The organism is Patescibacteria group bacterium, assembly GCA_041660565.1.
GTDB lineage: Bacteria > Patescibacteriota > UBA1384 > CAJBMM01 > CAJBMM01 > JBAZWC01.
Genome location: JBAZWC010000002.1, coordinates 307293 through 331610, shown reverse-complemented (window position 1 = coordinate 331610; position 24318 = coordinate 307293). Strand labels below are relative to the sequence as shown.

Annotated in this window: 28 protein-coding genes and 7 tRNA genes; 11 read left to right on the top strand and 24 right to left on the bottom strand. The window is 44.4% G+C overall.

The annotated features are described in order from the left end of the window. The 3 genes from WC773_04280 to WC773_04270 all read right to left on the bottom strand — a co-directional run bounded on the left by WC773_04280 (position 1) and on the right by WC773_04270 (position 3656). Complete coding sequence (locus tag WC773_04280) at positions 1 to 1266, bottom strand: cell division FtsA domain-containing protein (protein ID MFA6082592.1); 1266 nt, start codon at positions 1264 to 1266, stop codon at positions 1 to 3. Between the two features lie 62 nt (positions 1267 to 1328). Continuing rightward, the gene (locus tag WC773_04275) at positions 1329 to 3077 is read right to left on the bottom strand and encodes an alanine--tRNA ligase (protein ID MFA6082591.1); all 1749 of its coding nucleotides are present in this window, start codon (positions 3075 to 3077) and stop codon (positions 1329 to 1331) included. A 9-nt stretch (positions 3078 to 3086) separates the two neighbouring features. Beyond that, the gene (locus tag WC773_04270) at positions 3087 to 3656 is read right to left on the bottom strand and encodes a lytic transglycosylase domain-containing protein (GenBank protein MFA6082590.1); all 570 of its coding nucleotides are present in this window, start codon (positions 3654 to 3656) and stop codon (positions 3087 to 3089) included. A gap of 165 nt (positions 3657 to 3821) precedes the next feature. Between WC773_04270 and WC773_04265 the strand changes: the two genes are divergently transcribed. Beyond that, positions 3822 to 4091 (top strand): hypothetical protein, encoded by a 270-nt coding sequence (locus tag WC773_04265; protein ID MFA6082589.1) that lies wholly within the window; start codon positions 3822 to 3824, stop codon positions 4089 to 4091. Between the two features lie 58 nt (positions 4092 to 4149). Here WC773_04265 and WC773_04260 read toward each other — a convergent pair whose 3' ends face one another. The 18 genes from WC773_04260 to WC773_04175 all read right to left on the bottom strand — a co-directional run bounded on the left by WC773_04260 (position 4150) and on the right by WC773_04175 (position 13225). After that, on the bottom strand, positions 4150 to 4734 hold the full coding sequence (locus WC773_04260) for a CYTH domain-containing protein (GenBank protein MFA6082588.1): 585 nt from the start codon (positions 4732 to 4734) through the stop codon (positions 4150 to 4152). Positions 4735 to 4741: 7 nt separating this feature from the next. After that, the gene (locus tag WC773_04255; GenBank protein ID MFA6082587.1) at positions 4742 to 5086 is read right to left on the bottom strand and encodes a hypothetical protein; all 345 of its coding nucleotides are present in this window, start codon (positions 5084 to 5086) and stop codon (positions 4742 to 4744) included. A 61-nt stretch (positions 5087 to 5147) separates the two neighbouring features. Then, positions 5148 to 5232: transfer RNA gene (locus WC773_04250), tRNA-Leu, on the bottom strand. A gap of 7 nt (positions 5233 to 5239) precedes the next feature. Next, entirely contained in the window at positions 5240 to 5707 is a 468-nt protein-coding gene (locus WC773_04245; protein MFA6082586.1) for an HNH endonuclease signature motif containing protein, read from the bottom strand. A gap of 129 nt (positions 5708 to 5836) precedes the next feature. Beyond that, on the bottom strand, positions 5837 to 6805 hold the full coding sequence (locus WC773_04240; GenBank protein ID MFA6082585.1) for a bifunctional oligoribonuclease/PAP phosphatase NrnA: 969 nt from the start codon (positions 6803 to 6805) through the stop codon (positions 5837 to 5839). A 64-nt stretch (positions 6806 to 6869) separates the two neighbouring features. Next, a complete protein-coding gene (locus WC773_04235; protein MFA6082584.1) occupies positions 6870 to 7358 on the bottom strand; it encodes an MBL fold metallo-hydrolase in 489 nt (162 codons plus the stop codon). Positions 7359 to 7367: 9 nt separating this feature from the next. Next, positions 7368 to 8603: a S1 RNA-binding domain-containing protein gene (locus tag WC773_04230; GenBank protein ID MFA6082583.1), complete on the bottom strand. Its 1236-nt coding sequence runs from the start codon at positions 8601 to 8603 to the stop codon at positions 7368 to 7370. A gap of 190 nt (positions 8604 to 8793) precedes the next feature. Next, positions 8794 to 9177 carry a hypothetical protein gene (locus tag WC773_04225; GenBank protein MFA6082582.1) on the bottom strand — a complete coding sequence of 128 codons (384 nt, stop codon included), beginning with the start codon at positions 9175 to 9177 and terminating at the stop codon, positions 8794 to 8796. A 145-nt stretch (positions 9178 to 9322) separates the two neighbouring features. Next, positions 9323 to 9397: transfer RNA gene (locus WC773_04220), tRNA-Phe, on the bottom strand. A gap of 24 nt (positions 9398 to 9421) precedes the next feature. Further along, positions 9422 to 9498 (bottom strand) — tRNA-Val (locus tag WC773_04215). Positions 9499 to 9606: 108 nt separating this feature from the next. After that, positions 9607 to 9692: transfer RNA gene (locus WC773_04210), tRNA-Leu, on the bottom strand. Positions 9693 to 9809: 117 nt separating this feature from the next. Then, complete coding sequence (locus WC773_04205) at positions 9810 to 10259, bottom strand: nucleoside 2-deoxyribosyltransferase (protein ID MFA6082581.1); 450 nt, start codon at positions 10257 to 10259, stop codon at positions 9810 to 9812. Between the two features lie 18 nt (positions 10260 to 10277). Beyond that, entirely contained in the window at positions 10278 to 10781 is a 504-nt protein-coding gene (locus tag WC773_04200) for a YdcF family protein (protein MFA6082580.1), read from the bottom strand. A gap of 247 nt (positions 10782 to 11028) precedes the next feature. Beyond that, positions 11029 to 11114 (bottom strand) — tRNA-Leu (locus tag WC773_04195). Between the two features lie 90 nt (positions 11115 to 11204). After that, positions 11205 to 12686 carry an ABC transporter substrate-binding protein gene (locus WC773_04190; GenBank protein MFA6082579.1) on the bottom strand — a complete coding sequence of 494 codons (1482 nt, stop codon included), beginning with the start codon at positions 12684 to 12686 and terminating at the stop codon, positions 11205 to 11207. A 10-nt stretch (positions 12687 to 12696) separates the two neighbouring features. Next, positions 12697 to 12924, bottom strand: a complete 228-nt coding sequence (gene secG, locus WC773_04185) for a preprotein translocase subunit SecG (GenBank protein MFA6082578.1) — start codon at positions 12922 to 12924, stop codon at positions 12697 to 12699. Between the two features lie 142 nt (positions 12925 to 13066). Continuing rightward, positions 13067 to 13140 (bottom strand) — tRNA-Cys (locus tag WC773_04180). A gap of 10 nt (positions 13141 to 13150) precedes the next feature. Then, positions 13151 to 13225, bottom strand: a tRNA-Gly gene (locus WC773_04175). Positions 13226 to 13323: 98 nt separating this feature from the next. Between WC773_04175 and WC773_04170 the strand changes: the two genes are divergently transcribed. Continuing rightward, the gene (locus WC773_04170; GenBank protein ID MFA6082577.1) at positions 13324 to 13635 is read left to right on the top strand and encodes a hypothetical protein; all 312 of its coding nucleotides are present in this window, start codon (positions 13324 to 13326) and stop codon (positions 13633 to 13635) included. Between the two features lie 204 nt (positions 13636 to 13839). Here WC773_04170 and WC773_04165 read toward each other — a convergent pair whose 3' ends face one another. Together WC773_04165 and WC773_04160 are read right to left on the bottom strand one after the other, a co-directional pair. Next, positions 13840 to 15378: a YifB family Mg chelatase-like AAA ATPase gene (locus WC773_04165; protein MFA6082576.1), complete on the bottom strand. Its 1539-nt coding sequence runs from the start codon at positions 15376 to 15378 to the stop codon at positions 13840 to 13842. A gap of 25 nt (positions 15379 to 15403) precedes the next feature. After that, positions 15404 to 16204, bottom strand: a complete 801-nt coding sequence (locus WC773_04160) for a HAMP domain-containing sensor histidine kinase (protein MFA6082575.1) — start codon at positions 16202 to 16204, stop codon at positions 15404 to 15406. Between the two features lie 157 nt (positions 16205 to 16361). Between WC773_04160 and atpB the strand changes: the two genes are divergently transcribed. The 9 genes from atpB (at position 16362) to WC773_04115 (ending at position 23298) form a co-directional block, all read left to right on the top strand. After that, entirely contained in the window at positions 16362 to 17138 is a 777-nt protein-coding gene (atpB, locus tag WC773_04155) for a F0F1 ATP synthase subunit A (protein ID MFA6082574.1), read from the top strand. 15 nt (positions 17139 to 17153) lie between these two features. Further along, complete coding sequence (locus WC773_04150) at positions 17154 to 17360, top strand: ATP synthase F0 subunit C (GenBank protein ID MFA6082573.1); 207 nt, start codon at positions 17154 to 17156, stop codon at positions 17358 to 17360. Between the two features lie 21 nt (positions 17361 to 17381). Continuing rightward, a complete protein-coding gene (gene atpF, locus WC773_04145) occupies positions 17382 to 17891 on the top strand; it encodes a F0F1 ATP synthase subunit B (GenBank protein MFA6082572.1) in 510 nt (169 codons plus the stop codon). Beyond that, on the top strand, positions 17884 to 18369 hold the full coding sequence (locus WC773_04140) for a F0F1 ATP synthase subunit delta (protein MFA6082571.1): 486 nt from the start codon (positions 17884 to 17886) through the stop codon (positions 18367 to 18369). The genes atpF and WC773_04140 overlap by 8 nt, the downstream gene beginning before the upstream one ends. Positions 18370 to 18380: 11 nt before the next feature. Further along, a complete protein-coding gene (gene atpA, locus WC773_04135) occupies positions 18381 to 19868 on the top strand; it encodes a F0F1 ATP synthase subunit alpha (GenBank protein ID MFA6082570.1) in 1488 nt (495 codons plus the stop codon). Next, a complete protein-coding gene (atpG, locus tag WC773_04130; GenBank protein MFA6082569.1) occupies positions 19865 to 20746 on the top strand; it encodes an ATP synthase F1 subunit gamma in 882 nt (293 codons plus the stop codon). Before atpA ends, atpG begins: the two co-directional genes overlap by 4 nt. Before the next feature lie 9 nt (positions 20747 to 20755). Next, positions 20756 to 22132, top strand: a complete 1377-nt coding sequence (gene atpD, locus WC773_04125) for a F0F1 ATP synthase subunit beta (protein ID MFA6082568.1) — start codon at positions 20756 to 20758, stop codon at positions 22130 to 22132. 82 nt (positions 22133 to 22214) lie between these two features. Beyond that, the gene (gene atpC / locus WC773_04120) at positions 22215 to 22658 is read left to right on the top strand and encodes an ATP synthase F1 subunit epsilon (GenBank protein ID MFA6082567.1); all 444 of its coding nucleotides are present in this window, start codon (positions 22215 to 22217) and stop codon (positions 22656 to 22658) included. 49 nt (positions 22659 to 22707) lie between these two features. Continuing rightward, positions 22708 to 23298: a hypothetical protein gene (locus WC773_04115; GenBank protein ID MFA6082566.1), complete on the top strand. Its 591-nt coding sequence runs from the start codon at positions 22708 to 22710 to the stop codon at positions 23296 to 23298. Positions 23299 to 23326: 28 nt separating this feature from the next. Here WC773_04115 and miaA read toward each other — a convergent pair whose 3' ends face one another. After that, positions 23327 to 24196, bottom strand: a complete 870-nt coding sequence (gene miaA / locus WC773_04110; protein ID MFA6082565.1) for a tRNA (adenosine(37)-N6)-dimethylallyltransferase MiaA — start codon at positions 24194 to 24196, stop codon at positions 23327 to 23329. Positions 24197 to 24318: the final 122 nt, after the last annotated feature.

Genomic DNA, 24318 nt, shown 5'->3' with positions numbered 1-24318 from the left:
TTATGATTTTAATCCCGAAGTTACTTTTTCCAAAACGCTATCCACTACGCCCTCTACCCCGGCAAAATCGATAGCCAAATTAGCTAACCCCATTGGGGTAACATCTTGTTGGTCTTTTAATACCCCGGTCTCGTCTGCAATTGCCACCACATCTTTCGGCATAATATATTCCACCTTTGGCGCGTGTGGAAATGGCAAACTCTTACTCCACTTTGCCTCTTTTAAGGTTTGATAAATCTCGGGTAACATACTACCACCACCACAGAGCAATATGCGAGTCGGCAACAGATCGGAATCACCGGTTTTGGATTTGGCAGCAAACTCTTCAAGCGTTAGCTCTACCCCAGACAACCACACCTCTGCATCAGCCTTAATTGCTTTAGCTAAAGCTTGTTTTTGCTCGCCTTCTACCAGACCATTTGCGTAATTAATTTTCATCTCCTCAGCCTCAACAAACCCCAGAGACAAAGTGTTGGCCACCCGCTTGGTAAAACTGCGGCCACCAATGGCAAACATCTTAGTGCCTTCAACACCACCGTTGCGCACCACGGCAATATCGGTTGTGCCACCACCAACATCGATGAAGATGGCTGAAAAATCAACCGACTCTTCCATCCCCAAACAGCGCGAAACAGCATACGGCTCGGCCGCAATTGATAACAAATCTAAGCCAAGCTCCTCGGCGATCGTTTGCAAAGCGCCAAGGTGCACAATTGGTGCAAAAGAGTTAAAAACGCCCACCGAAACATCTTTACCATAAAAACCAATTGGATTTGTAACGCGATATCCATCAATTTTAACTTCAACCACAGCAGAGTTAACCAAGCGCACATCGATTTCTTTATGCCCTGTTTCCCATGCCAAAGCGGTTTTAGCCTGTTCCAACGCTTTTGACTGAACCTGATGCACAATTTCCTGCAATTCATTCAAACCAATTTTCTGCCTGGAATTTGGCCGAACGTAATGCACATGCGTGGTTAACCCTTTAACCAGCTCGCCTGCGATTCCAATAATTACCTGGCGAGGCAAAACACCGGCATGTTCGGCTGCCTGTTTTAAGGCTTTTTCACAGTTAGAGATTACTCCGGCGATGTCGGTAACAGTTCCACCCTGCATATCGGATAAACGCTGGCGTTCTCGCCCCACTCCCACCACATAACCTTTTTCACCCTCAATGCGGAAAATAAGCGCCTTCACAAACTCAGTGCCAATATCCAACGATATGGCGTACTGATTTTTTTTCTTGCTTTTACCCACACCAAACATAAACAATCCCCTCGTTTATATCATTGTACTACATAAAGTCGACCAATATCAATTTGAAATGTTTATATCAGCGTGGCTTTAATACGCCTGACCCCGGCGGAGGAAGCTTCTTCTTTAGTTATCTTAAATAATCCTAATTCTTTGGTATTAGATACATGCGGACCACCGCAGATCTCGCGGCTAGTCTTACCCACCGAATAAACCTTCACTTTAGAACCATATTTATCATCAAAAATGCCTAACGCACCACTTTGCTTTGCTTCAGCAGGAGACATTTCTTCCATTTGAACAACTAGCGAATCTTTTATCCAACCATTAACTAGTTGCTCGACTTGAGCAATCTGATCGTCAGTCATTTTGTCCGGATACGAGAAATCAAACCGCATTCTTTCGGCAGTAATGTTAGATCCGCGCTGGTAAACTTCTGTTCCTAGCACCTGACGTAGCGCAGCTTGCAACAAATGCGTAGCAGTATGATATTTGGTGGTTATCTCACTTGCATCAGCCAGCCCGCCCTTAAACATCCCCGCCGATGCCGTACGGGATAAATCTTGGTGCGCCGTCATTTCTTGGCCAAACTCGCGCAATAACTGACCCTTATCGAAGCCGATTTTTTGCAGACGCATTTGCTCCATCGTCATTTCAACCGGGAAACCATACGTTTGAAATAAATTAAAAGCAAACTTGCCGTCTGGATTTTTGCACGAATCAAGTTGCTTCAAACCCAAAACCAGAGTGGCCAAAAACTTTTTCTCTTCCTGTTCCAGCGTTTCCAAAATCGATTTGTCTGCTAGCTTTGAATAATCTTGCTGATATAAATGAACAACCTCTAGCCCAATCTGATATACGCAAGCACCCTTAACTCCCAATGCATGCATTTTTGAAATTGCGCGACGAATTAAACGGCGAGTGATGTATCCGGCACCTTTATTAGATGGCAATACATCATCTGCGATGGCAAAAATGGCCGCGGTAATATGATCGGCAACAATTCTAAATTCGATTAAATGATCAGCATATTTTTTTCCCGAAATCTGTTCGATTTTTTGAATAATTAGCCAAAAAAGTTCGGTTTGATAGTTATCGGCTTGGCCGTTAATAACCGCCAGCGTACGCACCAATCCCATACCCGTATCAACATTAGTCTGTTTAAGAGGAACGAATTTGCCGTCCTCGGTCTTGTTGTATTGCATAAAGACGTTATTCCAAATTTCCACCCAACGCGTGTCTTTCGGGTCAAACTCGGCCGGAGCCTTATCACTACCTGTCCAATAAAACATCTCGGTATCCGGTCCACACGGCCCCACCTGCCCTGCCGGCCCCCACCAGTTATCAGATTTTGGCAACTTGGCAATTCGCTGCGGTTTAATCCCAGTCTTGATCCATAAATCGTATGCTTCAGTGTCAAATGGTGCATCCTGATCTCCGGCGAAAACCGTCACGGCTAATTTCGCCACATCAAGCCCCAACCATTTTGGATCAGTCAAAAATTCGTAGCTCCATTGGATAGCTTCTGACTTAAAATAGTCACCAAACGACCAGTTACCAAGCATTTCAAAAAAGGTTTGATGAGTAGCATCGCCCACTTCGTCGATATCATCGGTTCGAATACATTTCTGCGCATTGGCAATGCGCTTACCCTCGGCGTGATTTTCGCCCATTAAATATGGCACCAACGGATGCATCCCGGCGGTAGTAAATAGCACTGTCGGATCGTTTTCTGGCACAAGCGAAGCCCCAGCCACCCACTTGTGTCCATGGGATTCAAAAAACTCTCTGTATTTTTGGATCAATTGCTCTCTGGTGATCATATTGGTCTCCTACCTTAGAACGCGGGTAATGTCATAACGACTCGCATCCCAATTTTCTCCATACAGCTTATCATAAATCTCGTTCGATTGCTTCACTCTTTTCACAAACTCTGCGGTCTCTGGAAATGCAATGTAACCCGATTGCACTTTCTCCCATTCTGTTACATTTGCCATCCCCGCGTTGTATGCCTCGATGGTCGTGGTATAGTTGCCGTTAAACGTTTTTAGTAGATAACTTAAGTACCAACAACCATAATCAATATTCACTTTTGGGTCATTTAACGTGCTTAAATCTAATGTTTTACCCCGTTTTGTGGCCATCCATTTAGCACTGGTGGGCAAAACTTGCATCAGCCCTACTGCCCCTGCGTTAGATTTGGCATCTGGATTAAATCGGCTTTCTTCACGAATTACCGACATGATAAAGTTCTTGGGCAAATTATTCTGTATTGCCGCTGCCTTTACCTCATCTTGATATTTTAGCGGGTATCGCCAAGTTTGATAGTAATAATATCCCCCTGCCGCAGCGAGGCCTAAAATTATCAGTGTAGAAATAAATTTGAAGATAACCCTTTTCATGCCGTCATTATAACATATTCGTTCCGCTGTCATTCCGGGCTCGACCCGGAATCTATATAAATAGCTTGAATCACAAGACAAATAATTATATGATCACGGCATAGCAGGATAAGCAATCACTCCTGTCGATCTTTTCATCGATTCGGATACCAAAGGAGTCGAGCAATGGAGAACGAGGGTCTGTCCGGAATTGCGGCCATGTTGGAAACTGATGCGCTCGTTGGAATGCAGGACGGCCACGGGCCAGAACGAAAGCTGCCCCATCGCGTTCGAGACACTGGTACGATCATCGGGCGTTTCCACGAAGGCCCGGACGGTGAATGGACATTTGTCAGGAACGTCGCCAAGGCTGACGAGGCATTCGTTGCAGGCGTCATCGAGATCGAGCCTTATGACGGCTCTGGCATCGTACCTGCCAACAAGAACGCTGAGTAGGCCAGTGCGCCTACCCGCCACACCAAAATGCCCGTCTTCGGACGGGCATTCACTCTATTCAGAAATCTTTCACTACTTTGGCTTTAATTAGAGCTTGATAATGTTCCGGTTTAACTTGTTTTAGATATTCAATTACTTTTCCACGAACCATTGCGACGGACAATTGATACTTATTCGCAAAATCCATAATTTCCGCAATTGCTTTTTCAATATCTGACTGATTATTTACTAATAGTTCAATCTCACCAAGCGAATACTTAAAATCACCGTAATCGACATCGTCTAAATCAATAATAAATTGATCTTTTTTATATTTTTTGCGCGTAGTGGTGACATTGCAAAATGGTGCATAAATTTCGTCAATTTTCTGGTCGGTGGGGATATTTAGCACTTCGCGAATCTTTTGTTCATCTTCAATTTCATCGTACTGGTCTGCTTTTCTATCCACCCCCGCATGCATTGGCAATTTTAGTTCATAAAGGCCATCTCGCGCACGCAACCATTTATCGTTCGAGGTTAGAGAATATTTTTCATCGTCAAAATAAATGTCAGTAAAAGTCCGCTCTTTCAAAAACTCGGCATCCCTGGTTAGCCGTTCAATGTCTTGCCCGCTTAATTTAAACTTCTTCTCAACTTCAATCATTTATTTTTCACTCAACAACAAAATCAAGCTGTTTTATTGGGATACCGTGAGAGAGCCCGTATCTAATTGCTGGCTCCCAAGTATTTTTATCATTAACTTTTTGATCAAACATTTTATCTCGGAAAACTACTATCATCTCGTCGTCACACCAAAAATGAGCATACCACTTTTGCGGTTTAATATGTTTTGATAGCTCCTCAAGCTGCTCTTTAGTTGCATCGACTTTATATAAGTGCCAGCGGTCGGCAGGATTTTCTGCCCCGGAAATACGAGTATTTAAGATATTAAATTCATTTATAAGCCGATTGTCGTCTAGTGACTCTTCAACGATAGTGCCGGTATATTTATTCATTTTTTTCTTTTTACATAGATTCCGGGTCAAGCCCGGAATGACGAGGGTATGCTGCAATTTTTGGTGCCCAGGGCGGGACTCGAACCCGCAATTCTTTCGAAACGACATTTTAAGTGTCGCGTGTATGCCAATTTCACCACCCGGGCTTATTTACTAATCTCTTCGCCTACCACGATAATTCGGCTTTTGACTATGACAGTTGGGACACAGAATGACTAAATTATTTATTCTGTTATCAGACCGATCCCCATTGATATGATGTATTTCTAAAGGCAAATGACCGCTTGGCGTTATTTTTGACCACCCACATTCTTCACATTTTCTGGGCTTTAACCCCGAATTGAAAAGTCGATTTTTTAGCTTGTAACTTTGGAAACTACTGTTTTCTACCAATAATTGATCTAACTGCACTCTTGGATGTCCTTCGACATTCAACCCTTTGCACCAAGATTTACCTTTAATATTTTCCATATTGATATTGTAAATGTGCAAATATTTTTTAATCTGAGCGTAATTTCCGCCCGCCTCTGCTAATCCAAGTCTCTGTAAAATCTGACGGATACTTCGAGATTCTTGGGCGGCTGACCTTAATTGTGCTTCTGTCCACGATTTATCTTTCATAAATCAATTATGGCATATGGCAGAGGTGTTTGCAATGATCGTTATTATTGTATGCCATTCCACCACCTGGGCAAAAACAAATTCCAATTATTTTAAAATTAAAAATTTAAAATTTAGAATTTTGTCTTATTATACCACGCTTACGCTGTGCTTGTCTATAACCAGTTTCCCTGGAAGAGTGAATCCGGCCGCCTTAACGTGCCCACCGCCCCCAAAATATCTGGCAATTTTAGAAACATCAATTTGGCTGTTGTTAGAGCGCAAACTACCTTTAATCACACCATCCGCGGTTTCACATAACAATATCGCCATTTTACACTGGTCTAGGGTCTCTAGCATCGTTAACAGCCCCGCTACGTCCTCCTCGTTAGCGCCAACTGCTTTCAAATCTGATTGAGTTACCCCCGCAACCACTACCCCATCCTTACTTACTCGTGCTCGGCTAATCACTCGCCCCCACAACTTTAATTGCGCCGAAGATTTGGTGCCGGTTAGGTATTGGCTGATCAGCCTGGTTTGCGCGCCGCTAGAGACCAGCTCGGCCGCCATACGCATCACTTCCGGCGACGTTACGATGTGCTGAAAACCACCCGTGTCGGTGTAAAGCCCAACAAATAACAAAGTTGCTAATTTGACATCTAATTTGAGATGAAAAAACTGGCAAAGTTGATAGATTATTTGCGTGGTTGAGGCGCATGTTGTATCGCTTAAATTTAGGTGTGCAATCCGAAAAATATCGTTTTTAGGGTGATGATCTATGTTAATTAATTTGGTGCCCTTTTCGATCATCTTAGCTATGCGATCAGAGTATCCGGTGCGTTTAAAGTCGCCACAGTCCAAAGTAATAATGACTTCAAAATCACCTCGTAAAAAATCGGATTTTATCAAATTTGAATCAGGTAAAAACTCAAACGCCTTTGGCACGCCATCTATACTGACCATTTGCACGTCCAAACAATTCAGGCCAAATAACATTAACCGAGTTGCTAGTAATGACGAGATCGCGTCACCATCCGGTTTTTCATGACAAATCAGCAAAACTCGAGGTGAATTTGCGATAATGTCTTTTAGAGATTTACTTAGATCGGGGCTGAACATCAGGCCTCTCCACAAACGGGCGGACATATGAGTCCACCCCTACGGATCCATATTCCATCCTCTATTATCTACCCGACTTGAGTACGATCATTTGTCGGTCGTCAGCCGGTAAGGTGGATTTGGTAATTTTATAAGAATCAATCTCGGTGTTATCTGCCCCAGATGTCTGCATTAATTTTTCCACCGCACCTTTATCACCAATTGGCATCACTACGTTCGGCTCAAGCGCGTTAATTAAGTTAACCACTTCCTCTGGAGTTGTGTCTGCACAAAGCGTAACCACAAGCATCTCAACATTACCCATCTTTTCAATTACATCGGTGGCCAATTTTTCCGGTTTGACGGAAAAATAGCACACTGTAACATCGTCCACAGCCAACAGGTAAACCGTCTGCGTTTTTGTAGGAAACCCAATCACCGAAACCTTTGCCACATCGTATTCACCCGGGCCAGCTATCTTTACATCGTTAATAACCACGTCTGTGTTTACTTTAATCGCCGCTTCTTTGGTCTTAAACTCTAAAGCATGTTCAGAATTGCGCGTAATAATCATATTACCTCTTTATTCTTTTTTGGAGGTTTTTTTGGCAGCCGGCTTTTTGGCAGGTGCTTTTTTAGGTGATTCCTTTTTGACTTCTTCTTTAACTTCCTCTTGAACTTCGGCTTTTTCCGGTAATTTCTTGGCCGTTTTGGCAGCTTGCTTGTCTGCTTCGGCTTTTAGACCCTTCCAGCTTAAACTTAAGCGATGAGCCGGAGAATCGATGCTAATTACTCTAAACTGATCTTTGTGACCAATTGGTAATATGGTTGATGGATCTTCTACATTTTCATCGGTCAACTCAGATTTGTGTACCAGGCCATCAACAGTATCGTTCAAGCGGACAAAAACGCCAAATCGGGTAGCACCTGTAACCACGCCAGATACAATATCACCTACTTTAAACTTACTAGCTGCTTCTACCCATGGGTCTTCTAGCAATCGCTTCATTGACAACGACACTTTTCCGTCGGTTATGCCAGTCACGGAGACGTTGATTTCATCACCAATGTTAAACATGGTGCGTAAATCACTAACCCTTTTCCACGAAATTTCGGAGATGTGTACCAAGCCCTCTAAATCATCACCAATACTAACAAACAAACCAAAATCTACGATACCGGTAATTTTACCTTTTAAGATCTCGCCAATTTTAATTTTGCTTAGCTTTTCTTCTGCAACGGTATCTCCGGCGGCGCGCTCAGAAAAGATTAATTTATTGGTAATTTTATCAAAGTTAATAATTTTGACGTTCATGGTTTCGCCAATTAATTCATTAAGTTTGGTTGAAACCTCGTCTCGATTCCCTTGAGTTGCTCTAGGATAATGGTTTGACGCAAGCTGCGATATCGGCAAGAAACCAACCACGCCGCCAATTTCTACCATCAAACCACCCTTGTTTGCTTCGGCTACTTTAGCTTGAAGTACTTCACCGCTTTCGAATTTATCTTTTAAGGTAACCCACAAGCGCTCTCTGTCTGCTTTGCGCAAGCTTAAGACTACATGACCCTCTTTGTCTTCTTGAGACAAAACATACGCCACAACATGATCGCCCACTTTTAGATCCCCCGTACCAAACGAAAACTCACGGTCTGGAATTATTCCAACCGCCACGCCCGCAACATCTACCCAAATGCTGTTTTTAGTAACTGCAGTTACAACTACGTCGGCTACGCTGCCAACTTTAAATGGGACCAGGTTCTCACCAGCCTCGGTAACTAGCTCTTCCATCGTCTCTTCTGTATTCGGCTTATTGACCATTGTTCTCCTAAACTATTTCTTGTTTGATTTTTGTTTATAATTTTTATGATCCGATAATTGTCATCTCGACCCCTCGAGCTTTGTCGAGAGGTTGGAGAGATCTCAAGAAAGACTGGAAGGGATTCTTTTTAAGATTTCTCCAACACCGTCGAGCTGACGCTCTCCGAGGGTCGAAATGACATTTACTGATTTATTTTTTAATCCTTGGCTTTGTATTTTTTGATTTCGGAAGGTATTTTGTTTTGGTATCTACTACTGATTGTTTAGCTTTAACTTTGGGCACTTTTATCAGGCGGATCGACAACAACCAGAGCAAGCCAATTGCCACCACCGCAACCCACAACCAGATAATCCAATCTGCGGTAAAGTACATTACGTTTTCGAACCTAAACCAGTAAACAATGAACCCCATTACCACTACTGTAGATAGATAACGTAATATTGATGTTCGCATCACTGCTTTGTGCATGAACCACCATAGCCCAATTAAAAGCGCGGTTGCAAGAAGTAATACGATCCAAATGGTGCCATATTGCGCACTCGTACCATCTATTGGCGGGAAAAATGTGGACATTAACGTACTCCATTATATTTGCCTAGCCATCCTTCGCGTTATTCCATAACGACTTCGGACGGCAACCTTCGCAATTATTACCTAATCTTTAGAGTAAACTGATTGGCTTGCCAACCATAGTCCGAGCGTACGCGATGGCGAAGGTTGGTGCCCAGAGTCAGAATCGGACTGACCACGCCTGCCTCTTCAGGGCAGCGCTCTACCACTGAGCTATCTGGGCAAATAATTTGGTCGAAAAGTCGAATGGTGGAACCTAGTGGACTCGGACCACTGACCTCCTCGGTGTAAACGAGGCGCTCTAACCAACTGAGCTAAGATTCCAGATCGGAGAATGGATGATTGAAGGTGGAAAATAGATTGTTTATTTCGATCCTATTGTAATGTTAGGAAAACAGTCCATCCTCTATCCTCCATTTTCTATCCTCTGAATGGTGGGATCGGAGGGACTTGAACCCTCACGGGATTTCTCCCACAGGCCCTCAACCTGTTGTGTATGCCAATTCCACCACGATCCCAAATAACAAAAAACTGGCCATCCATCTCGGCTATCTTTTATATTACGTGATTCAGCACCAAAAGTCAACGAAAAATAATAGCCGGGGCGGTTAAGCCCCGGCAGTGACGGTTCGTTGTCATGGAAGCACGATCCATCTGAGAACCTCGATCGCCTCACCAAGAGTTGTGACCACGCAGAACGCGGTTTCTCGAATGAACGGGTGATCATTCGGATTACCCGATGGCTCCATGACAGCGATGACCGGCACCCCGGCGTCATCAGCCCAACTGAATTCGCACGCTGTGCCGATAGACTTGTCCGTGGCCCCAAGGAAGTTGGCCAGGACTGCCGATGATCGGTGCACATCATACTTATCACGAGCCTTGATGCCACGGGCGGAGGTCAGCGGCGTGGATTCACGGTCAAACCCCGGAACAAACGCTTGCGGGTCTTTCCCTCGCATCGGTGAAAGCGGAACCATCCCAAGTTCTCTGAGCCGGTCACCGGTATTGATACGCCAGTCGTTGCTCTGGTCGTAAGTCTGCCCCGCAATCGGCCCTGCGAGATATACGTACTTGTCGCACATCGACTCCTCCATTCTACATCAGGATGGTTTCGAGAATGTTCGCTTGGCGCGGTTGCGCCGGGCAATCCAGCCATTCCCTTTCCGATCAAGCACGTGGTAGCAGATCATCGCGACCTCGGCAAACGCGCCCTTCCACCCGATTGGGTAGTAAAGCGGCACCGTCTTGACCCGAACCCTACAGGCTAGTCGGAAGGTGATCCGGAGCCGAACACAGTGCAACCAGTGACTGACCACTGTGATGTTGTCTGTGTCGATCCCCCAATGCTGAAGCCCCGCCACGGTGCTGATCGCGTTTCCGAAGGTGTCCTTGGCCTCCGGCTCTACCAGAATGCATGACAGCGGAACTCGGCCGAAATCGAACCACACTTGCATCGATTCCGCAGCCGACCGTGTCTCCACGTATGACGGGTGACACCGACCGCCGGTAACCACCAGGCAGCCAAACTGTCCCGTCCGCCACAGCTCAAGCGCTTTTTCGCAGCGCATCAGCGTGTCTGGTCCAAGCTGATCAACCGGGACCATGCCACTGCTTGGTACCACCAAAACGCGCATTCATCCGTCCCCCTTTCGCGCGAGTTGGCATTATATTATCATATTATTTATGTTTTGTCGATATTTTGACAACAAAAAAGCCCCTCTACAATTCTCAGGGCATTCGCCTTACTTCTTCAGCTCAGGGTCGTAGACCATGCCTTCGATTACACTCAGGCCCTGAGCACCGCGTAGCGGTGTCGAACGTGAGCGATCCGCCGACCGGCGGAGAGTCGAATGGTGGGGATGAGAGGAGTTGAACCTCCACGAGCTTGCGCTCACAGCGACCTGAACGCTGCGTGTCTGCCATTTCACCACATCCCCAAGCACTTAAATTTTAAAGTATAAATTATAAATTTTAAATGAATTTCCAAATGTTTTAAAATTTTAAAATAAAAATAGAAAATTGGCGGTTTACCGCCTGGTTTTAATGTACCATTTCTCAAAACTATTGAAACGATCGGCTCCACTGTTACCAACCTTTGTCGGCACAACATGCACATTTTTGCTGATTGCGTATTCAAATTTTGCCTGAGACAACACTTTTCGCACTGCCAAACCATCTAGCATCTTTTCAATCTGGTCAGTTAAGGTACTGCGATCGGCAATGGTTAGTGCCTTGCGCTGATCTGACAATAATTTGTCCAGATCATTATTTTTCACGCTCGAAAAGTTTAACCCGAGCCCACTCATTTGCGACGAATGCCAATAAGCATAATAATCAAACTGCGGGCCGTCTTCAACCGCCAAAATAAGCACATCATATTTTCGCGATGGTAATATGGACGCTTTGATAGCGGTTAGTGACAAGTTTTGCGACGTAATTGTGATCCCCTCTTTTTCCCACTGCTTGATGGTTTCGGTTATTACCGAATCATTAGCGTGTGCAGTGTCAACCACCACCACAAGCGGCTTGGTAATGCTTGCTGTAACCGTACCACTTAGCAGCTGCTGCCGCACATTTAGGTCGGATAACAAAGCGCTCTGGCTGTTAATGAACAAAGTGATTTTTTGATTCAAAATTAGCTGATAACTATTGGCACGGCTATCATTTACTTCCGGCTTGGCCAACGCCTGTATCTTCTGATCTTGCAAAGCAGATTTTGCTTCAGCTAATGATGGGAAAAGCCAAATTTCGACTGCATCGATGTACGGCGCCGAAACATGATAGATATGGGTATTCCGGACTAACACGATGGATTCGATCTTATTGTTTTTAACTCTTACCTTAGAATATTTATACGGCCCGGTGCCCACAAAACTTTGATTAATATCGGAGCTGCCAATTTTTGCTGGCATTATACCAATAGTGGTGTTCCAAATGAAGGTAGATGTAACCTCGGGCAAGCTAAACTTTACCGTGTAGTCATCGGGCGCGCTTGCAGAAATGTTGTTCCACGCGTCGAAATGCCAACTTTGGACTGCCGGGTCTTGGATCAACCCGATAGTATATACCACGTCTTTGGCAGTGAACGGCGACCCATCATGCCACTCTACGTCATTGCGCAAATGGAAAATGTAAGTCTTGCCGCCATCGGTTATCTCCCAAGACGAGGCCAAATCTGGCTGGATATCACCATTTTCATCGATTCTGGTTAATCCGGAATAAATAAGTTTAACCATACTGGTGTCAGCATCTGAGCTGGCCAGCACCGGATTGATATATTTTGCCTCTCCCACAAACCCTTCCACATAAGTACCACCAAAGGCCGGGTTAGAACCGTGACTACTGATTAAGTTCCACAGCAACGCACCAAGCATCACTAGAGCTAAGAATAAAATCGCCCGTTTTTCTTTTGGCCGAAGCACTTTTGGTAATCGGATTAGCCGACGCCAAACCGACCCCAGCCTCTCAATTAACGTCATTCTCCCGGGATTGATTGATAACTTAATCATAATTACCTATTTATCTGGCGAGGAAAACGGATATTCCAGCTAAAGCCACAAAAGCCACGCCTAAAACAATCGTCGAACCAAATAAAAATCGTTCGGTGCCGCGTCTTGATCGATACACGTTACCTTCACCACCAAATGCTCCACCAAGTCCTGTCCCCCGTTGCTGCAGCAACACCGTTGCAACTAACAACAATGACACAACAACCTGAGCAATCATCATCCCTGTATTATCAGCCATAAATATCCTTTGCAAATTCGAAGCACTAAATCCGAAATTCGAAACAAATCCCAAATTTCAAATTCAAATGTTAGAAACCTTTTTTATTTTGTATTTATTATTTATTTCGTGCTTGGTGCTTCGGATTTCGAATTTTGTCTTGTGGAGGTCTGGAGCAGAGTTGCACTGCTGTACGCGGTTTTGCAGACCGCTGCCTAGCTGCTCGGCCACCAGACCAAAAGAATATTGGAGCGAGAGAGGGGACTTGAACCCCCGGCCTCTTCCTTGGCAAGGAAGCGTTCTACCACTGAACTACTCTCGCATTTCGCTCGTATGTATCCGATTATAACACAAAACCCCCTCTTGTGTAAAAGGTGGAAAAAGCGATATGATCGAGGCGAGAATAACCGGAGGCAATAAATGTCAAAAAAACATAAGAAAAAGTTTTTCAAAAAAACAGTTTCGGCCCCAGTTTCCACCATTCCTATTAGCCAACCCGATCAAATTCCAACCGTATCCGAAACAGTTACAATCGCTGCAAAACCCGTTGTTGAGCCAGAATCTTCGCTTAGCCACTCATCTACGTTAGTAGTTAAAGAGCTACGCCGAGTTGGTTTTGTATTTGGCTTATTAATAATTATTTTAGTGGCCACGGTCATAGTAAACGCAAAAACTGACTATTTGCAGCACTTTAGCAACAGCTTTAGCCAGTTTTTACATATAAATAACTAGACGATCTGTCATTCCCGCGCAGGTCATTCGACTCTGAGGGATAAGCCCTCAGGCTCAGGCTCGAAGAGCGGGAATCCAGTCTATAATATATCGCCCAAATTTTAAATGAATAAGTACCGAATGATTAAATTTTAAATGGTTCTTTATTTAGTCATTTAAAATTGGCAACCTTTCATTTGAAATTAAAAATTAAAAATTAAAAATTTATCTAATATTTTCCTCATCCTGAGAGCTTTCTCTAAATTGCAGACTTTCAGCAATGTGGTTTTGTTGGATGTTTTCCTCTCCAGACAGATCAGCAATGGTTCTGGCAACCTTAATGATACGATGATATGACCGAGCCGATAAACCGTACCTTTCCACCGCCTTGTTTAATAAATTTCGAGACGCTACATCGAGCACACAAAACTGATCGATCATTTTAACTCCCATTTCCGCGTTCGAGACTATCTTTGTGCCTTCAAAACGCACCGACTGAATTTTACGCGCTTTTTCAACGCGCAGACGGATACTTTCGGTCGTCTCTCCGTTGCCGGCATTACTTAAATCATCCACTTCAACTCGTGGCACGGTAATATGCAAGTCAATGCGATCCAAAAGCGGGCCAGACAAGCGTTGGTGATAACGCTTTATCTCGGTTTGCGAGCAACGGCAACGCTTGATGGTGTCGTGCAAATAACCACACGGGCAAGGATTTTGAGTTGCCAACAAAATAAACTTAGCCGGAAAATGCACCGAGCCGTTAGCTCGAGATATCGAAACGGTGCCATCTTCCAGTGGCTGGCGCAAACTTTCCAAAGCACTTCTGGGAAACTCGGGAAATTCATCTAAAAACAGCACACCTCGATGGGCAAGGCTTATCTCCCCCGGCTTGGGCCATTGCCCTCCGCCAATCAAAGAAATAGTGCTACTGGTGTGGTGCGGGGAACGAAAAGGTCGGCGTAACATAATCGGCTCGTCGGCGGTTAGCAAACCAGCCACACTGTAAATTTTGGTCACTTCAAACACTTCGTTTTTAGTCATGGTAGGCAAAATGCCAGCAAACGCTTTGGCCAGCATGGTTTTGCCACTTCCCGGAGGCCCGCTCATCAACACGTTATGACCACCAGACGCAGCAATTTCTAATGATCGCTTGGCCTGATTTTGCCCGCGAATGGATGACATATCGGTATAAACTGCTTTGTCCACTTGCCCTTGCCACTCGGTTTGGGGTAGTGGTTTGATTAGCTTTTCACCGCGCAAATGTAAAATTAATTGCCGTAGACTTTCCACCGGATAAATATCAATACCATCAATAATGGCCGCCTCTGCCCCGTTTGCAGAAGGCACATAAAGCGATTTCCAACCCAAGTCACGCACATGCATGGTGGCCGGCAAAATGCCCGAAACCGGCTTAATATCACCACTTAAAGACAATTCACCGATAAACCCAGCGTTTTCTAGTGCGGATTGCTCCACTTGTTCTAATCCTACGGCGATCCCCAAAGCAATCGGCAGATCGTAACCGGTACCGGACTTCTTAACATCGGCTGGCGCCAAATTAACCGTCACCAAATGTTGCGGAAATGGGATGTTTGAATTTTTGAGTGCAGATTTAGTACGTTCTTTTGCTTCATCTACCGCTTTATCGGGCAAACCGACAATGCTAAATTTAGGCAGACCTAAGCCAAGATCAACTTCGACGATGATGCTGATACCATCTAGCCCCTGAATTACCACCGAATTTACGCGTGATATCGCCATAGCTCAACTATATCACATTTGAATATTATTTAATCAAATTTATTGTTACCACAGTGCCTTTGTCTAGTTCACTATCTACCCTAATTTGCCCGCGGTTAAGTTCAATCAGATATTTGGCAATATATAATCCCAGCCCAACGCCCTCATAATCCAAATTCAAATAGCTGGTGCCACGGTGAAACCGGGTAAACAGTTTAGTCATTTCATCTTTGGAAATGCCAATACCGGAATCAGCAACCTGTATTTCAAAGGAATTTGAGCTAGTTTTGAGCGTAACTTGAATATTACCACCCGGCCGCGTGAATTTTACCGAGTTATGCAGAATATTAATTAAAGCCTGTCGGAATTTTTCCGGATCAATAGTAACCTGACTTGCCGATTCTTCTAGGGTACGATCAAATCTAATGTTTACTCCTCGCTGCATCGCCTCTGAGTGCACCTCGGTAATACATTTATCTATTACATCCATTAGATTAACCGCAGTCGGATTAAGCGAGATGGTCTGCTGATCAATTTCCGATACCGTCATAATGTTTTGAACTAACATGATCAAACGGGCAGCCGATACTTGGATGTTCAGATAATATGTTATTAGCTGTGATTTCGACAGGCTGGCTGACGATGGGTCAATTAGCTCGGATACATTTCCGCGGATAATGGATAGCGGAGTCATAAAATAGTGCGCAACGAGTGAAAAAAATTCGGTTTTATGCGCTTCTACGCTTCGTTTCATAGATCGTCGTTTTGATGCAGAAACCCAAATCACCGCAACAATCACGGCTACTAAGACACTTAAGCTAAGCCAGTACAGCTGTATGACAGTCATACGAATCCCCTCTATAGGTTTAGTATAGACTAGCACCGCTGGGCGTCAATAAATACGAAGCATAATTATCAAATATTTGCCTGTTCTTGCCAAAAACCCCTTCGTAATGCTAGAATGTCATTGACAAATATTTAATATAATTTACATAAGGATTATCGTGGAAGTCCCATTAAAGCCAGAAAATGTCGTCCACATTGGACATTTTTTTATTACCAACTCACTGCTGATGTCTTGGTTGGTAATGTCAACTTTGATTATTTTGGGATTGTTAGCTACTAGGCACATCAAATTGCACCCCGGCAAACTGCAAAATTTTATGGAATATATTTTAGAAACGCTTTATGACTTGGTAAAATCGGTGGCGGCAGATCGGGCTCGTGTTTTTTTCCCGATTATCGCCACACTTTTTTTGTTTATTTTATGCGCAAACTGGTTTGGTCTGATTCCCGGTTTAAATGCCATCGGGATATATGAACACTCCGCGCATGGAACCGTGTTCGTACCGCTTTTTCGCTCGGCCGCATCTGATCTAAATACAACGCTGGCACTCGCTTTAATTACCGTGATATTAACCCAGTACTACGGCATCCGATTCAACGGCATATACGGCTATGTTAAACGATATTTTCATAACCCTCTGCAGGGCGGAATCGCCTTTATTCTACTTGGGATCGCCATTGGCGGTTTTGTGGGGTTCTTGGAAGTTGTATCAGAATTTGTTAAGATAATCTCGTTATCGTTTCGACTGTTTGGTAACGTTTATGCCGGAGATGTAGTAATTAGCACTATTACCGGTATGGCCGGGTACATTGCTCCGGTACCATTTTTAATGCTCGAAACGATCGTCGGGTTAGTCCAGGCGACCGTTTTTGCGTTATTAACCCTTGTTTTCTTTAGTATTATCAGCCAGCCCGTCGAACACGACGCGCATTAAAAAAGGAGTCATAAAATGACTATTACATTCGCCGGTGGAATTATTATCGCTTTGGGTGGTTTTGCCCCTGCCATTGCAATTGGCTTGATTGGCATGAAAGCAATGGAATCAATTGGTCGCAATCCGGAAGCAGCTGGAAAAGTGCTGGTGCCAATGTTGCTTGGTATGGCATTTGCCGAAGCTATCGCCATTTACGCCCTACTTTTAGCCTTCCGCGGATAAATATAAAAGAATCGGATAAATATGGAAATTCTTAATTCTTTTGGAGTTGATTGGAAACTATTGGTCGCAAGCACGATAAACTTTGTGATCTTGTTATTTTTGTTAAATAAAATTGTGTACAAGCCATTGTTACAGGTGATGGATGAGCGCAAAAATAAGATCGACGAAAGCTTAAAAAATGCCGAGACAATCGAGAAAAAGCTGGCCGAGACTACTGACGAGCAGCAAAAAATCTTGCACCAAGCTCGTATTGATGCAGAACAGTTAATTGCAAAAGCTGAGAATCAAGCCAAATCACGTCAATTAGAGATTTTGGATTTAGCCAAGGAACAATCGGCAAAAATGATCAGCCAAACCGAGGCTAAGTTGTCTCAGCAAGCCTCTGAAATAAAAAAGCAGATTCAGTCTGAAGCTGCTGACTTAGTGATGCTAGCTGTTAAATCGATTTTGCTAGAAAAAATGCCAACCAGTATTGAGCAAAAATACATCGAGACCACTTTGAAGGCCGTGGGGAAGAAAAACGATGATTAATCACGCGCTAGCTGCAACAGCGTTGCTAGATCAGGTTGAATCATCCGATTACGGACGATGTTATCAAGTTTTATTAGACTTAGCCGAAATTGCCACCGAGTGCCCATCAAAATTAAGCAATTTAACCACAAGCCAGCTAAAATCATTGCTTTCTACCCAAGGCACGGTGAAACCGCTCACCAATTTGGTTTTAATTTTACACCGAGATCGCAGTATTAAAATAATCCCCAAAGTATTATCCGCTTTTGAGCGACAGTTACGACGTCTTGGCATTCCGATTATCAAGATCGATTATGCTAAGACACAAGTGGATGAAACCGAGATCAAAAAACAGTTTGGGAGCAACAGCATCATAATTTCTCGGTTAGATTCAAACCTACTGGCCGGCGTGCGACTGACTGTTTCCGACCAGACCTATGAGAATAGCCTAAGACAACAGTTAAGACAAATTAGTTTAGCCCTAAACACATCTGAATAAAAAGGAACGACATGAGCGAAACCCTTATCGATCAACTAAAAAAACAACTTGCCGATATTGAATACACGCCGGAGCAAAGACAATCCGGGATTGTTCTGAGTGTGGCTGATGAAATTGCCACTATCTCTGGCCTATCTTCGGTGATGTCTGGCGAGCTCGTTACCTTTAACGATGATTTGGTTGGTTTAGTGTTAAACTTAGAAGAAACTCGGGTTGGAGCTGCCATTTTAGGTGATACCACTAAGGTTAAAGCCGGTGACAGCGTTAAGCGCACCGGACAGGTTATGAGCGTCCCTGCATCTGAAGAGATGATCGGGCGCGTGGTTAACCCACTCGGTGAACCAATTGACGGCAAAGGCGCGTTCAAAAAAACTACTATGATGCCGGTTGAAAAAGTGGCGCCGGGCGTCATTACCAGGCAGAAGGTCAACAAGCCAATTCAAACCGGTATCATTGCCATCGATTCGATGATTCCAATTGGCCGTGGTCAGCGCGAACTGATTATTGGAGATCGCCAAACCGGTAAAACTGCCATCGCCATCGACACCATCATTAACCAGCGCGATACCGACGTCATCTGTATTTACGTTGCTATCGGTCAAAAAAAGTCCAAAACCGCCAGAATTGTAGCCAAACTTGAAGAAATGAACGCGCTAAAACATACCATTGTGGTAGTGGCAGGAGCTTCAGACCCAGCATCATTAGTCTTTCTCTCTCCGTACGCCGGTTGCGCTATCGCCGAATATTTCATGGCTAAAGGACAAGACGTGCTAGTAGTTTATGATGATCTATCCAAGCACGCCTGGTCGTATCGTCAAATCTCGCTATTGCTCCGTCGCCCACCGGGTCGCGAAGCTTATCCGGGTGATGTTTTTTATCTGCACTCCAGATTACTCGAACGCAGCGCTAACTTAAATAAAGAAGCCGGCGGCGGATCAATTACTGCCCTACCGATTATCGAAACTCAATCTGGCGATGTCTCGGCCTACATTCCAACCAACGTTATTTCTATCACCGACGGACAAATTTATCTTGAATCTGATCTATTCTATCAAGGAATCAGACCGGCATTAAACGTTGGATTATCGGTTTCACGCGTTGGAAGTGACGCTCAAATTAAAAATATGAAAAAAGTGGCCGGAAAATTGCGCTTAGACTTGGCACAATATCGTGGATTAGCCGCTTTTGCCCAATTTAGTTCAGACTTAGACGATGCCACCAAGAGCCAGCTCGACCGCGGTGCCAGAATTACTGAAATCCTGAAACAGCCACAATATTCTCCCCTACCGGTCGGCGAGCAGATTGCGTTGGTTTGGGCGGTTACCAACGGACTTTACGACGGTGTAGATATAGATGATGTCGCCAAAACCACTAAGCAGTTTTTGACTGGATTAAAATCTGGCTATGCAAAATTATTAGCCGAATTGACCACAAAAGATACGATAGAAAAATCGGACGAAGAAACCATTACTAAGGCATTTAAGGAAGCAACGGCGTGAGCAACAGTTTAGTAATTAAAAGACGACTTCGATCGGTTGGTAATATCAAACAAATTACCAAAGCGATGGAATTAGTGTCGGCTGCAAAAATGCATAAGGCTAGCCAGGCCGTTGTGGGGGCAAGACCATACGCTACCCGTATCTCGGCGTTAATTGACCGCTTGCAGCAACAAAATTTGGAATTTCATCATCCTTTACTAGACATTCGGCCAATTAAAAATGAATTGCTGATCATTATCACTTCCGACGGTGGCTTAGCTGGCGGCATCAACGCGCAGGTGATTAAAAAAGCGCTAACCCAAATTAAAGAAGCCGGTCACGACACGGATTTAGTGGTAATAGGCAAAAAGGGCAACTCGCTTTTGGCTAAGTACAAATTTCCCATCGCTGCCACTTTTATCGATGTACCAGCAAATGTACCATTTGAGTTTTGCCGACCAATTTCTTTGTTTGCCACCACAAACTTTTTAGCTAAGAAATACGACCTGGTTAACGTGGTTTACAGTCATTTTCAATCAACGTTAGTTCAAGTTCCAACCGTAACTCAGCTTTTGCCATTGTTTGTTCACCCGGAATCAGCGCGCGAAACAGCCAACAAAGACCAACAAATTGCAGACGCCGAGGCAATGTTTGAGCCAAGCGTTTCTGAGTTGCTCAAAGGGCTTTTACCAAAATTAGTAGATCAATTATTTTTTGAAATGATGCTTGAGTCAGCCGCTTCAGAACATTCTGCGCGCATGATTGCAATGAGATCAGCTACCGATAACGCCGAAGATTTATCAAACGACTTACAACTAACATTTAACAGCGAAAGACAAACAGCAATTACAGCCGAAATGGCGGAGATTTCCTCAAGTATCACCGCCCTTGAGCAGTAAAGGAGACCTATGACAGGAATCATCACCCAAATTATCGGGCCGGTAGTGGACGTGGAATTTACCGAAGGCCTGCCCACCATCCTTAATGCCTTAACCGTCAAATTAGATAACGACCATACGCTAGTGCTAGAAACACAGCAACATTTGTCGTCTTCGGCTGTACGCGCCATTGCCATGGGAGATACTCAGGGCTTACAGCGTGGGTTAGAGGTTAAAGATACGGGCTCAGCCATCACCGTTCCGGTTGGTAAAGAGGTGCTAGGGCGCATGATCAATGTTCTAGGCGAACCGGTTGACGGGCTAGAACCAATCAAAACTAAAACAACCTCCCCTATTCATCGTGCCGCGCCAGACATTACCGATCAGAATACTAAAACCGAGATTCTGGAAACTGGAATCAAAGTGATCGATCTTATCGCACCTATCTCCAAAGGTGGAAAAGTGGGACTGTTTGGCGGCGCGGGCGTGGGTAAAACTGTGGTTATCACCGAGCTTATCAGAAACATTGCCGCTGAACACGGCGGGTATTCGGTGTTCGCCGGCGTTGGTGAACGAACTCGTGAGGGAAACGATTTATATCACGAAATGAAACAATCGGGGGTTTTGGACAAAACCGCGTTGGTTTTTGGGCAGATGAATGAACCACCAGGCGCCAGACAGCGCGTTGGGCTGACCGGATTAACACTGGCCGAAAACTTTCGTGATGATGGTAAAGATGTGTTACTGTTTGTCGATAATATCTTTAGATTTACCCAAGCCGGATCCGAAGTGTCTGCACTTTTGGGACGTATCCCATCGGCTGTGGGCTACCAATCTACCTTGGCAACCGAGATGGGACAGCTTCAAGAACGTATTACCTCGACCCTCAAGGGATCCATTACTTCGGTCCAAGCAGTTTATGTTCCGGCCGATGACTTGTCCGACCCGGCCCCTGCTACCACCTTTGCTCACCTAGATTCTACCGTAGTTTTGTCTCGCGAATTGTCACAGCTTGGTATTTATCCGGCTGTTGACCCACTTGACTCAACTTCAACCATTTTAGACCCAAACATCGTTGGTGAAGAACATTACGCGGTGGCACGAGGAGTACAAAAAGTATTGCAACGTTACAAAGAGCTGCAAGACATTATTGCCATTTTGGGCATGGACGAGCTATCTGAATCCGATAAATTGATTGTTTCTCGCGCTCGCAAAATCCAGCAGTTCCTATCCCAGCCGTTCCACGTTGCAGAAGGTTTTACCGGACGCGCCGGACAATACGTGCCAATTGCGCAAACCGTGGCCGATTTCAAAGCCATTTTAGACGGCAAACACGATGATATTCCAGAACAAGCGTTTTACATGGCCGGCACTTTAGAACAGGTAATTAAGAATCAAAAAGCATAATCAGTGGTAGTCATTCCCGCGAAGGCGGGAATCCAGTCTATGAAAGATCTCCCACTATTTCAAATTGTAAATTAAGGACCCAATGTCCATCACCTTCTCCCTAATTAGCCAAGACCGCGTCGTTGATGAGTTCGAAGTTGACGAAGTATTATTACCGACCACACTCGGTGAAATTGGCGTGCTACCAAATCACGTTAATTTAATTACAATGATTAAAACCGGCGAAATTACCACTCATTCCAGCAACAAAACCAATCATTTCTCTGTTTTTGGCGGTGTGGCCGAAATTACCGACAAAACCGTCACAGTTATGGCGGATCGCGCCGAGCACGTTGATTCAATTGATCTGGCCGCCGCCGAGGCCGCTGTTAAAGCAGCCACCTCTTTGCAAGACAAGGCTAAAAACGATGTTGAATTTGCTCACGCCGCCGCATTATTAGAGCGCAACTTAAACCGCATTAATGTAGTCAAACGCCATCGCCACCACTCTACTCGAACTCACCAAAGCGACAATCTAACGAAATAATTTAGTTGATGACACAAAAATTTGATATGCTTGGATTAGGAGAAAGCATATGATTATTATTCTTGAAGGCATACCAACCAGTGGCAAGACTGATGTAATTAAAGTTCTTGGTGAAAAATTCAAAAGTCGGGGCGTATCATGCGAAGTTTTTGACGAGTCAAAAAGGATTTCACCTGAAACCTACACGCACCCTGATCCGAAAAACAGTATCGCGCAACTTACCGCGTTCTTAAAAAAAGAGTGCTCGTCTGATAAAAAAGTGACCATTTGTTGCCGATTCCATCTTTATCACCTAAATATTACTAACGGATCACCGGCCGACTTGGTTGAAATTGAAAAAGTAATTCGCGAATACAATCCAATGCTAGTGCTATTGCAAGTACCCGAAGATATAATTAAGCAACGCTTACTGTACTCTAAAGCGCTTCATGAAACCAAGTGGCAAGAAGAGCTAAAACGACGCGGGCAAAGCGAGGACAACGCCGTGGAGTGGTATAAAATGTATCAATATAAACTGTTGGCGCTTTATCACGACAGCACCTTGCCCAAAATTATGTATCATACCGAGAGCTTAAATTTTGATGAGGTTGCTGACGATATTTACGAGCAAGCAATCAATGTTTACGGCGTGAAACCATAAGATTAATTAAATTCCAAGTTTTGAAAATTTAAAATTTAAAATTTAAAATTCTTTTTTTGCTTAGTGCTTCGGCGAATTTCCATCTCTTAAAATATGATATTTGCCGTCTGGCAAAGGCGTGCGTGTCATATTTTAACTGTTTCACCATTTCGTCGCGCCCAACCTCACCTGATAGGAATCGAGTGATGGCGCGATATTCAAGCCCGAGTGAAACTAACCACTCTTTTGAGACTCCGGCCAAGATTAAATGCTCAACTTCTTCGATCATTCCGATCTTCAACCGATCATCTACTCGTTTATCGATTCTCTTATACAGCTCCTCACGCGGTACATCAAGCACGAAGCAGCTAACCCGAGCGTCGGTGCGCAACTGATGCGAAACCGGGGCAATCGGCTTTTTTGTTGCCGAGATAATTTCCGCTGCGCGAATTAAACGTCGGCGATTATTGACATCGATTTTGCTAGCGGTCATCGCGTCAACTCGCGCGATTATTTCTAATAGCTCTGCACCGGAAAGCGGCTCGAGTTTTTGTCTGATCGACTTATTTGGCGGCGTTTGGTTTGTGGTTTGATCAAACATCAATGCCTCAATGTAAAAGCCGGTGCCGCCGACAATTAGGGGCGTGTTCCCTCTTTGCCAGATTTGTTCAATTTTTTCTTCGGCTAGTTTCTTGAAATCCGCCACAGTAAATCCGTTCTCCGGATTAACCACATCAATTAAGAACTGTGGCACGGTTTTATCTTTGCCACTACCAATATCCAGCCCACGATAAACCTGTCGCGAATCAGCCGAAATTATTTCGAGCGGATATTTTTTGATCAAATCAGCAGCCAGATCGGTTTTACCACTAGCAGTTGGCCCCGCGAGCACGATAATTTGTTTGACTTTTTGTTTCATAGTCATTATAATATAGCACATGCTGACACATTCTAGCAACGGGAGACGTCAGATGAACAAAGATACACGGTGGCGTGACATCGTATTTGTACTATTCGTTTGCGCATTCCTATTGCTCGGCC

Bases quoted from the DNA above. Each gene is read 5' to 3' on its own strand.
- WC773_04280 (MFA6082592.1), bottom strand. From the start codon at position 1,266: ATGTTTGGTGTGGGTAAAAGCAAGAAAAAAAATCAGTACGCCATATCG.
- WC773_04275 (MFA6082591.1), bottom strand. From the start codon at position 3,077: ATGATCACCAGAGAGCAATTGATCCAAAAATACAGAGAGTTTTTTGAA.
- WC773_04270 (MFA6082590.1), bottom strand. From the start codon at position 3,656: ATGAAAAGGGTTATCTTCAAATTTATTTCTACACTGATAATTTTAGGC.
- WC773_04265 (MFA6082589.1), top strand. From the start codon at position 3,822: ATGGAGAACGAGGGTCTGTCCGGAATTGCGGCCATGTTGGAAACTGAT.
- WC773_04260 (MFA6082588.1), bottom strand. From the start codon at position 4,734: ATGATTGAAGTTGAGAAGAAGTTTAAATTAAGCGGGCAAGACATTGAA.
- WC773_04255 (MFA6082587.1), bottom strand. From the start codon at position 5,086: ATGAATAAATATACCGGCACTATCGTTGAAGAGTCACTAGACGACAAT.
- WC773_04245 (MFA6082586.1), bottom strand. From the start codon at position 5,707: ATGAAAGATAAATCGTGGACAGAAGCACAATTAAGGTCAGCCGCCCAA.
- WC773_04240 (MFA6082585.1), bottom strand. From the start codon at position 6,805: ATGTTCAGCCCCGATCTAAGTAAATCTCTAAAAGACATTATCGCAAAT.
- WC773_04235 (MFA6082584.1), bottom strand. From the start codon at position 7,358: ATGATTATTACGCGCAATTCTGAACATGCTTTAGAGTTTAAGACCAAA.
- WC773_04230 (MFA6082583.1), bottom strand. From the start codon at position 8,603: ATGGTCAATAAGCCGAATACAGAAGAGACGATGGAAGAGCTAGTTACC.
- WC773_04225 (MFA6082582.1), bottom strand. From the start codon at position 9,177: ATGTCCACATTTTTCCCGCCAATAGATGGTACGAGTGCGCAATATGGC.
- WC773_04205 (MFA6082581.1), bottom strand. From the start codon at position 10,259: ATGTGCGACAAGTACGTATATCTCGCAGGGCCGATTGCGGGGCAGACT.
- WC773_04200 (MFA6082580.1), bottom strand. From the start codon at position 10,781: ATGGTCCCGGTTGATCAGCTTGGACCAGACACGCTGATGCGCTGCGAA.
- WC773_04190 (MFA6082579.1), bottom strand. From the start codon at position 12,686: ATGATTAAGTTATCAATCAATCCCGGGAGAATGACGTTAATTGAGAGG.
- secG (MFA6082578.1), bottom strand. From the start codon at position 12,924: ATGGCTGATAATACAGGGATGATGATTGCTCAGGTTGTTGTGTCATTG.
- WC773_04170 (MFA6082577.1), top strand. From the start codon at position 13,324: ATGTCAAAAAAACATAAGAAAAAGTTTTTCAAAAAAACAGTTTCGGCC.
- WC773_04165 (MFA6082576.1), bottom strand. From the start codon at position 15,378: ATGGCGATATCACGCGTAAATTCGGTGGTAATTCAGGGGCTAGATGGT.
- WC773_04160 (MFA6082575.1), bottom strand. From the start codon at position 16,204: ATGACTGTCATACAGCTGTACTGGCTTAGCTTAAGTGTCTTAGTAGCC.
- WC773_04150 (MFA6082573.1), top strand. From the start codon at position 17,154: ATGACTATTACATTCGCCGGTGGAATTATTATCGCTTTGGGTGGTTTT.
- atpF (MFA6082572.1), top strand. From the start codon at position 17,382: ATGGAAATTCTTAATTCTTTTGGAGTTGATTGGAAACTATTGGTCGCA.
- WC773_04140 (MFA6082571.1), top strand. From the start codon at position 17,884: ATGATTAATCACGCGCTAGCTGCAACAGCGTTGCTAGATCAGGTTGAA.
- atpA (MFA6082570.1), top strand. From the start codon at position 18,381: ATGAGCGAAACCCTTATCGATCAACTAAAAAAACAACTTGCCGATATT.
- atpD (MFA6082568.1), top strand. From the start codon at position 20,756: ATGACAGGAATCATCACCCAAATTATCGGGCCGGTAGTGGACGTGGAA.
- atpC (MFA6082567.1), top strand. From the start codon at position 22,215: ATGTCCATCACCTTCTCCCTAATTAGCCAAGACCGCGTCGTTGATGAG.
- WC773_04115 (MFA6082566.1), top strand. From the start codon at position 22,708: ATGATTATTATTCTTGAAGGCATACCAACCAGTGGCAAGACTGATGTA.
- miaA (MFA6082565.1), bottom strand. From the start codon at position 24,196: ATGAAACAAAAAGTCAAACAAATTATCGTGCTCGCGGGGCCAACTGCT.